Source organism: Modestobacter sp. DSM 44400 (assembly GCF_900107175.1).
Classification (GTDB): Bacteria; Actinomycetota; Actinomycetes; order Mycobacteriales; family Geodermatophilaceae; genus Modestobacter.
The window spans coordinates 25,948-34,128 of record NZ_FNOZ01000044.1; the positions used below are offsets into that span (position 1 = coordinate 25,948).

At 72.5% G+C, this 8,181-nt stretch carries 12 protein-coding genes and 1 pseudogene; 1 reads left to right on the plus strand and 12 read right to left on the minus strand.

From position 1 onward, the window contains the following. Positions 1 to 14: 14 nt before the first annotated feature. The 5 genes from BLW04_RS20065 to BLW04_RS20085 form a co-directional block, all read right to left on the minus strand. Positions 15 to 437 carry a ChaB family protein gene (locus tag BLW04_RS20065; protein WP_091546446.1) on the minus strand — a complete coding sequence of 141 codons (423 nt, stop codon included), beginning with the start codon at positions 435 to 437 and terminating at the stop codon, positions 15 to 17. A 34-nt stretch (positions 438 to 471) separates the two neighbouring features. Further along, positions 472 to 870, minus strand: a complete 399-nt coding sequence (locus tag BLW04_RS20070; RefSeq protein ID WP_091546450.1) for an acyl-CoA thioesterase — start codon at positions 868 to 870, stop codon at positions 472 to 474. A gap of 1 nt (position 871) precedes the next feature. Beyond that, positions 872 to 1,114, minus strand: a complete 243-nt coding sequence (locus tag BLW04_RS20075; RefSeq protein ID WP_091546452.1) for a hypothetical protein — start codon at positions 1,112 to 1,114, stop codon at positions 872 to 874. A gap of 84 nt (positions 1,115 to 1,198) precedes the next feature. Then, the gene (locus tag BLW04_RS20080; RefSeq protein WP_091546456.1) at positions 1,199 to 1,456 is read right to left on the minus strand and encodes a DUF2795 domain-containing protein; all 258 of its coding nucleotides are present in this window, start codon (positions 1,454 to 1,456) and stop codon (positions 1,199 to 1,201) included. 61 nt (positions 1,457 to 1,517) lie between these two features. Further along, complete coding sequence (locus BLW04_RS20085) at positions 1,518 to 2,645, minus strand: baeRF2 domain-containing protein (RefSeq protein WP_091546459.1); 1,128 nt, start codon at positions 2,643 to 2,645, stop codon at positions 1,518 to 1,520. Positions 2,646 to 2,811: 166 nt separating this feature from the next. Between BLW04_RS20085 and BLW04_RS20090 the strand changes: the two genes are divergently transcribed. Continuing rightward, on the plus strand, positions 2,812 to 3,150 hold the full coding sequence (locus BLW04_RS20090; protein ID WP_091546462.1) for a DUF8129 domain-containing protein: 339 nt from the start codon (positions 2,812 to 2,814) through the stop codon (positions 3,148 to 3,150). A 47-nt stretch (positions 3,151 to 3,197) separates the two neighbouring features. Here BLW04_RS20090 and BLW04_RS20095 read toward each other — a convergent pair whose 3' ends face one another. The 7 genes and pseudogenes from BLW04_RS20095 to BLW04_RS20120 all read right to left on the minus strand — a co-directional run. Continuing rightward, positions 3,198 to 4,091, minus strand: coding sequence for a type II secretion system F family protein (locus BLW04_RS20095; RefSeq protein ID WP_091546465.1), 894 nt, complete (start codon positions 4,089 to 4,091; stop codon positions 3,198 to 3,200). Then, entirely contained in the window at positions 4,091 to 5,035 is a 945-nt protein-coding gene (locus tag BLW04_RS20100; protein WP_091546469.1) for a type II secretion system F family protein, read from the minus strand. Before BLW04_RS20100 ends, BLW04_RS20095 begins: the two co-directional genes overlap by 1 nt. Then, the gene (locus BLW04_RS20105; protein WP_305777667.1) at positions 5,032 to 5,697 is read right to left on the minus strand and encodes a CpaF family protein; all 666 of its coding nucleotides are present in this window, start codon (positions 5,695 to 5,697) and stop codon (positions 5,032 to 5,034) included. Before BLW04_RS20105 ends, BLW04_RS20100 begins: the two co-directional genes overlap by 4 nt. 312 nt (positions 5,698 to 6,009) lie before the next feature. Next, positions 6,010 to 6,435 (minus strand): transposase, encoded by a 426-nt coding sequence (locus tag BLW04_RS28725; protein WP_254781814.1) that lies wholly within the window; start codon positions 6,433 to 6,435, stop codon positions 6,010 to 6,012. Between the two features lie 199 nt (positions 6,436 to 6,634). Next, the gene (locus BLW04_RS28730; RefSeq protein WP_254781815.1) at positions 6,635 to 7,129 is read right to left on the minus strand and encodes a transposase family protein; all 495 of its coding nucleotides are present in this window, start codon (positions 7,127 to 7,129) and stop codon (positions 6,635 to 6,637) included. A 134-nt stretch (positions 7,130 to 7,263) separates the two neighbouring features. Then, positions 7,264 to 7,862: pseudogene (locus BLW04_RS20115) on the minus strand (relaxase domain-containing protein); the annotation flags it as partial. Continuing rightward, positions 7,852 to 8,181: transposase (locus tag BLW04_RS20120; protein ID WP_139306932.1), on the minus strand; the 330-nt coding region annotated here is incomplete at its 5' end. The gene BLW04_RS20120 and the pseudogene BLW04_RS20115, both read right to left, overlap by 11 nt.

Genomic DNA, 8,181 nt, shown 5'->3' on the forward strand with positions numbered 1-8,181 from the left:
CCAGTCTCGCCGGGTCACGTCCGACGTGCGTCGGCGGTGGCCTTGTCGTTGGCCTGCTGGATGGCGTCGACCAGCTCGTTCTTGGTCATAGACGAACGGCCGTGCACGTCGAGCCGCTTGGCCACGTCCATCAGGTGCTCCTTGGTGGCGTTGGCGTCGACCCCGCCCTTGGTCTCCCGGTCGGTGCCGGCGCCGCCCTCGGCCTGGGCGTCGCTGGGGCCCTTGTGGTCCTTGGGCTCCCAGTGGTCGCCGACCTTCTCGTGCGTGTGCTTGACGGCAGCCCAGGCCACCCGGTTGGCGCGCTGCTCGTCGCCGTATTCCTCGGCGGCCGAGTCGTGCGCCTTGGCGAAGGTCCGCTGGGCCTTCTCGTCCGAGCGTTCCAGGGTGCTCGGGATCTCCTCGGGCTTCGCGTCGCCGCTCCTCGTGGTCTTGGGCACGGCCCCTCCTCAGGTCGGACGCCGTTTACCCAAGTCACTGGCGTGTCACGCCTCCCAGGTACCGGCTCCAGTGCGCCCGCTCGGCGTCGGTCAGCGGCCGGGAGCTGTCGGTGGCGAAGTCGAACGTCACCATGACGGCGACGGCGTGGATGGCCACCTCGTCGTCCTGCACCAGCTCCTGCCGGACGGCGAAGGACTTCGTGCCGATGCGGGTGACCACGGTGCGCACCACGAGCCGTTCGCCGGTCCGGTAGTACAGCTGGCGGAAATAGTCGACCTCCAGCCGGGCGAGGATCAGACCGGGCTCCCCGGGGAGGTCGGCGACCATCGCGAGCCGGGCGTCCTCGATCAGGCTCAGCGCCCGGGCGTGGTTGACGTGGCCGAGGGAGTCCGGGTCGGACCAGCGGAGCTGGACGAGGTGTTCGTGCCGCACGTCAGACGGTGTCGTCGGACTGGCGGTGGCCGCCCTGGGCGTCGTCCGGATCGGGGTGCACGGTGCGCTCCTCGGACTCGGCAAGGATCACCGCGGCCTGCACCTTCGGGTCGAGCTCACCCGCCGCGGGGTCGAGGTCGCCCTCCACGGCGCGCTCCTCGGGGAGCAGGTGCGACCGGGTCTCCACGTTGTGCGCGGTGACGTTGGCCAGGGCCTCGGGGGACGGGTCCTTCATGTCAGGCATGCGGCACTCCTTGTGGTCTTGGGCGGCCCCCCTGCAGGGTCCCGCCGCGAGCCTGCGAGCGGTGGGGGGCAGGGGGGTCCTTTTTCAGAAGCGCTGCTGTTCGGTGCCGATGCCCAGGGCGGCGGAGACCTCCTGGACGTTCTCGAACGTCTGACCGGCCGGCAACCGGTGCAGCGCGGACAACACGCTGTCCATCGCGTTCGACTCCTGCGCCTTGGCGATCAAAGTGTCCCGGTCGGCCGGCCACACCTCCTTGCCGAGCGCCTCGGCGATCTGCGCGCGCCGCTCGATGTCCGCGGGGTCGGTGCCCGCGGGGGTGCCTGCCTGGTGGGGGTCGCTCATGGTGCTCCGTTCTCGAGGGCAGCCGGCGGATCCGGCTGGGGTCTGGGTGCCGACGCGGTGGTCAGCTGGGGGTAGAGGCGTCGGTGTAGCGGAGGACGGCGGCCACCGGGATGTCACCGGGCATCGCGGCGCGCGGAACGACGACCACGGCGGCATCGCTACCGACAGCGGCGCGCAGCAGTGCCCGTGCCGCAGGCACCTGCTCGCCATCGCTCACTCCCAGGGCCGCCATATCCGCGGCGTCCACCCCGAGGAGCAGGGGCTCGGTGCCGATCAACAGCTGCTCGTCGTCGACCCGGTCGGCCAGCACCAGGGTCTCCACCTGCGCCTTGCGGAGCGCCTCGACCACCAGCGCCGTTCCGGTGACGGCCAGCCCGTGCGCGGAGGCTGCCTGGACCTGCTCGACTGCGCTGGCCTGGGCGTGTGCCTCGTGCTCGGCGACGAGCCGCGCGGCCCGCTGCTCCACCGGCTCGCGGTCGGCGCCGGCGGCCCGGCCGCCCTCCTCCATGGAGACCAGGACGTTCCCGACCTCCTTGCTCGCCTTGTCTGCGAGGAGCTGGCGCGCACGGACGTCCCCGGCGATGAGCACGAACTGCGCGCCCACCTCCACGACCAGGGTGTGGAGGTGATCGGCCACCCGCCCGGCATTCTCCTCCCACTGGTTCTCGGCGGTGTGCATGTAGGTGCTGTGCGCCCAGCCGCCGACCTTCACCTTGCGCGCGTGGAAGTCGTTCCCCTCGATCTCCTCCTGCCCGGCCGGCCGGCCGGGCGTGGTGGCCACCGAGATGTCGGCACCGATCCGGTCGGCGACCACGACGACGTGCGGCACCCGCCCGGCGAGCTGGCGCAGTACCGGCAGCAGGTCCGGGTGGGGAGACCACTCGGCGACCGGTTCGCGGGGGGCGTCGGCCAGCGCCTCGTCGAGGACCACCGAGCTGTCGGCGGCGACGACGAGCGCCCGGCCGCGCAGCGTGGCGATCTGGCCCCCGTCGTTGGCCTGCAGGAGCCGGGCGCGGACGGCGTCGACGACGACCTCCGGCGCGCCCTGCGCGGAGAGCTGCTCGCCGATCGCGCGCACCCGCAGCTCGACCTCGGTGTCGGCGTTCTCGGTGGTGTGGGTGACGTCGGCACAGACCGTGGCGAACGGGCCGGGTGCACTGAAGACCGGCTCCAGGAAGGTCACGTCCATGGGACGGCGGCTCCTTCGGTGCGTGCGGGCGGCGGCCGTGGCTCGGCCCCGCGGGATGCGTCGTCGCGGCCTACCCACGGGTCGGTGCCTCACACCCGGGGTGTCAGGGCGGCCGGGCCGGGTAGGCCGACCGGGACACCATCCGCTCGAGCCGAGAGGAACCGGGATGACCCAGCACGACGACCTCCCGCTGCCCGACTACGACCATCTGCCGGTCGGCAGCCTGACCTCCCGTATCCGCACGCTGAGCGCGGCCCAGCTCGCCACCGTGCTCCGGTACGAGCGCGAGCACGCCGACCGGGTCCAGGTGGTGGCGGCGCTGACGTACCGGCTGGAGCAGCTCAACTCGGGTGACGCCGAGCCCTCGGGCGGCGCGCCGGACGCCGCCCAGTCCGAGGCGGCCCCGGCACCCGCCGGTGGGTCGGCGGCCTCGACCGCCACTTCGGGCCCGCCGGTCAACCCGCCGTCCCACGGCGACCCGACCAACCCGGCACAGCCCCGCTGACCCGCCCGGCGGGCCGGCCGCCCGACTGGGCGGCCGGCCCGCCCGGCTCAGCCGGAGAAGGCCGCCACGATGTCCATCACGGCCGGGCCGAGCAGCACGATGAACAGCGTGGGCAGGATGCAGAGGATCAGCGGGAAGATCACTTTCACCGGTATCTGCATCGCCTTCTCCTCGGCCCGCTGACGGCGCTTGAGCCGCATCTCCTGGGCCTGGGTGCGCAGCACGTCGGCGATGGAGACGCCGTACACGTCGGCCTGCACCACGGCGCGGATGAACCGGCGTAGATCCGGGGCGCCGGTCCGCTCGGCCAGCGCCAGGTAGGCGTCCCGGCGCGGCTGGCCGACGGCGATGTCCTGCAGTGTCCGCACCAGCTCCTCGGCCAGCGGCCCGGTGCCGTTCTTCCCGGCCCGGGCCATCGCCGACTCGAAGCCCAGCCCGGCCTCCACGGCGATGGTCATCTGGTCGAGCGTGTCGGCCAGCTCCAGCCCGATCTCCTCCTGCCGCTCCTGGCCCCGGCTGTAGAGCAGCAGCTCGGGCAGGAAGTACGCGACGAGGGTGACCGCGACCGCCATGAGCCAGGTGACCAGCGTCGGGCGGGAGCTGGCCACCAGCAGGCCCAGCCCGCCGGCCACCGCGCCCAGCACGAGCTTCGCGGCGACCAACCGGGGCAGCGGCCAGTCCGCCGGGCGTCCGGCCGTGCCGGCCAACCGGTTGAGCCGGGCCACGGTGCCCGCCGGGGTGAGGGCGCGGACCAGGCCGCCGGTGGGGGGTCGCGTCCCCCGGCCGTCCCCTGCCGTTCCCAGCTCCAGGCCCCGGTGCAGGTTGTCCCGCGCCTGTCCGGCGGCCGCCGCCGGGCGGGCGAGCAGCGCCCAGCCCAGGAGCGGCAGCGCGAGAGCGACCGCGGTCGCGGCGCCGAGCACGGACAGGGGGATGCCCGTCATCAGAACGTGATCCGCACGGTCTTCTTCAGCCACAGCGCGCCGACGGCCATCAGCAGCGCGGCCACGGCCAGCATGGCCCAGCCCGCGACGCTCTGGGTGAACTTCGCGACGTAGGCGGGATTGGTCAGCGAGATGAAGCCGACGACGCCGAACGGCAGGGCCATCAGCACGACCGCCGAGAGCTTTCCCTCCGCCGAGAGTGCCTGCACCTGACGACGGATGGCGTTGCGCTCGCAAATGGTGTGGCCGACCGTGTCGAGCACCTCGGCGAGGTTCCCGCCCACCTCCCGGTGAATGGCGATCGCCTGGGCCACCCAGGTGAAGTCGTCGCTGCCCATCCGGGCGGCCACCTCGTCCAGGGCGTCAGAGAGGTCCCGGCCGACCCGGGTCTCGTTCACGATCCGGGCGAACTCCTCTGCGGTCGGGGAGTCCGCCTCCTGGGAGACGGAGTCGACCGCGCGGAGCAGGCTGTGCCCGGCGCGCAGGCTGCTGGCCATCAGCTGCAGCGAGTCGTCGAGCTGGTCGGCGAACACCGCCTGGCGCCGTCCGGCCCGGAACCGGACCACCGCGCGCGCCGCCAGCGGCCCGACCACCACGCAGAGCAGACCGACCAGCGGGCCACCGAGCAGGAGGCCGGCCACGGTCAGGACGACGGTGGCCAGACCGACCAGCAGCACGACGCCGGGCAGGGCCATCGCGATCCCCGCCCGCTCCAGGGCAGCTGTGCCGGCCGCTACCTTGCCCCCCTTGGCGAGCACCTTCTCCACCGCCACCCCGGCCGCGGCGCCGGCGCCGGCGAGCGCGGACGGCGGCGGTGCGACCGAGGGGTCCAGCCGGCTCAGTGGGACCCGCGACGGCCCGGCGGGCAGCACCACGAGCGCGACCACGAGCAACGCGGCGAGCACCGCCGCGGCCCCGACGACCAGGAGCAGCATGGACGTCATGACCAGCTCCGTGCCCGCGGGGCCTCGGGCGCACCGAAGACCCGCGGGGAGAGGGCGATGCCCAACTCCGCGAACCGGTCGGTGAAGCGTGGGCGCACGCCGGTCGGGACGGGCTTGCCCAGGAACCGGCCGCCGGCGTCCACCCCGGCGGAGTAGTCGAAGAGGAAGGCGTCCTGCAGGGTCACCGTCTCGCCCTCCATGCCCTGCACCTCGGTCACGTGGGTGACCCGGCGGGTGCCGTCGCGCAGCCGGGTGATCTGCACGATCACGTCGACGGCGGAGGCGATCTGCTCGCGGATGGCCCGCAGCGGGAGGTCCATGCCGGCCATCAGGACGAGGGTCTCCAGCCGGGCGATCGCGTCCCGCGGCGTGTTCGCGTGCACCGTGGACAGCGAGCCGTCGTGGCCGGTGTTCATCGCCTGCAGCATGTCCAGGCTCTCCCCGCCGCGGCACTCCCCGACCACGATGCGGTCCGGGCGCATCCGCAGCGAGTTGCGCACCAGGTCGCGAATGGTGACCGCGCCCTTGCCCTCGATGTTGGGCGGCCGGGACTCCAGCCGGACGACGTGGTCCTGCTGGAGCTGCAGCTCCACGGCGTCCTCGATGGTGACGATCCGCTCGCCCTCGGGGATGAAGGAGGACAGCACGTTGAGCAGTGACATCTATACGAAGTGACATGTCTAGGCGACGAGACCGCGCCGCGGACGTCGTCACGCCACAGCAGATCGGCGACTGCCCCCACTTCAGTGGCTCTTCGCGGTTCCTGGTGAACGGTCTCGCTGAGATGGGTGTTCACGCTGCCGTCCGGGCAGCGCTGGGGAGCAGGATACGAGCGCGGTAGTTGGCCGAGTTGCGGTAGCCGCGGCCGGTGCGCTTGATCTGCTTGATTGTGGCGTTCGCCGTTCGGTGCGGGCGTTGGTCACGCCAGTGACGACCAGGACCTCGATGGCTTCCCACCAGGCGGTGACGGTGGCCTACAGCCGGTCGGTCTCGGGCATGTTCGCGGCCAGCACCGAGACGCCCAGCCGCATCCTGCGCTCGTGGGACTCGGTCAGGGAGCCGCTGGTCAGTAGCGCGGGCAGCTGTTCCTCGATGCCCCAGGCCGCGCCGATCTCATCGGTCGGGTCGTCGGCGCGCAAGGTGGCCGTCAGCCGGGCCAGCGCCCGGGGGCTGAGCGTGTCCCCGGCCCGCAGGAGCAGCCGCCGGTTGACCCACGCCGGATCCTCCAGGCGGCCGCGGCGGCCCTTGGCCTCACGGACCACGCGTTGCCTGACCTGGGTGACCATGTCGTTGGCGAGCTTGACCAGGTGGAAGGCGTCCACGCTGACCGCCGCATGCGGTAGCTGCTCGCGCAGCGCCTTGCGGAACGCCGCCGAGGGATCGATCGCGACGACATCCACGGCATCGCGCAGACCTGGCTACGCGCCGTGAGCCAGCCGCCGACGCCGGCGGAGTCCCGCCCGTCGACCACGCCGAGCACCCGGCCGGTGTCGGTGTCGACCAGGGTCGTCATCCACGGCTCGTAGCGCCGCCAGCTGCCGTCGGGTTCACGGAAGTACCGCACCGACCGGTAGCGGTGCTCATCGACCCCCAGCCGGGTCACGCCCACGTCGTCGGGCTCGGGCAGGAGGGCTCGGGCAGGAGCACGTCGGCTGCGGCGGTGAGCATCGAGGCGACCAGCCACCAGGACACCCCATGCGCGCGGGCGACCTCGCTGGCCGCCCTCCCGGACACGATCACCGCAGCGACCAGCGCCTGACACAGCCGGGCGGTCGACCGGGCGAAGGCCGGCACCTGGTCGGTGACCTCGCTGAACGTGCCCCGCGCACAGCGGGCATGGGCGCAGAACCAGCGGTGCTTGACCCACACCAGCTCCACCGGCCCGGCCACCGGCACATCCCGCACCCGCTGCCGTCGGCGGGAGTGCACCCGCACCGCGAGCACGCCGCAGACCGGACATCCCGGCGCGTCGGTCGACTCGACCTCGACCCGGCGGACACCGCAGACGTCCTCGATCACGTTGATCACCCGGTAGTCGGGCAGGTTGTAGATCGTGCTCGGAGCATCACGCTGCGAGCCCGTAGGCTCGAACACGGCTCGTGGACCTCATCTGGCGTTGGTGTCTCAGCAACACCCATCCCAGCAGGACCACGGGCCCTCAACGTCTCCGGGTCACCCTCATGATCACCGGCTCACGCCCCGCATTTCGCCAGGAACCGTGAAGAGCCGAATTGCGGGTCGGTGGCGACCGCGGCGTGCCCGATCCCGTTGATCGCCGCGAGCGAGTCGCGAGCCCGACGGTTTGCAGCCCGCGCCATTTCCCGGCGGCGAACACCCTCGCATTGATCTGCAGGTGCAGATGGCGGTGCGGATCCCCGGCCCGGGAGGTGTAGTGCCGCACGGTCACCGCCTCCAGCCGCTCGACCGGGACCTGCACCTGCCCGCCGGCCGGGCCCACCCGCGTGGTGGCGTGGTCGGCCAGCCACGCGATGCTCCGGGCGGCGGCGCGGTCCTGCGCCGCGTCGTAGGCGGCGGCGATCTCCGGGTGCAGCGCCGCCGCCAGCGACCAGGACTTCGGGCCGTTGACCACGACCTCGACGAACCGCACCGCACGGTCGTCGGTCCGTAGTCGCCCGAGAGGTTCACCAGTGGCGGGATCGTGGCCGGCGACCCAAGTCTCGTAGCCGTCCCCGGTCAGCGGAGCCAGCTCGGTAACCCGACCGTCGACGGCGGTAAAGCGGCGGGCGATCCCCGTGCCCTCCGTGAGGTAGTAGTCATCGGCCCGGCCCCGGTCGGCCTCCAGGTAATGGGGCTCTTCACGATCCAGGGTGTAGTCGGGGTCTGAAGCCGCCGGTCTCCAGGAGTGATCTGGCGATGTAGTTGGTCAGGTTGCGGAATCCGAGGGCGGAGCCGCGGAGGTGTTCGAGTCGGCCGTTGATGGCCTCGGTCGGGCCGTTGGACGTGCCGGGGCGGTCGAAGTAGGCCAGCACGTCGGCGGCGCGCTTGTTCAGGGTTCGCCCGAGCGTGATGACCTCGCTCAGGGCGCCGGGGACGCCGTGGCTGACCGAGGTGATCAACTTCTCCATGAGGTCGCGGCCTCGGGTCCGGTCGGGCTCGCGGTAGGCGCCGATCATGCGCTGGTAGAT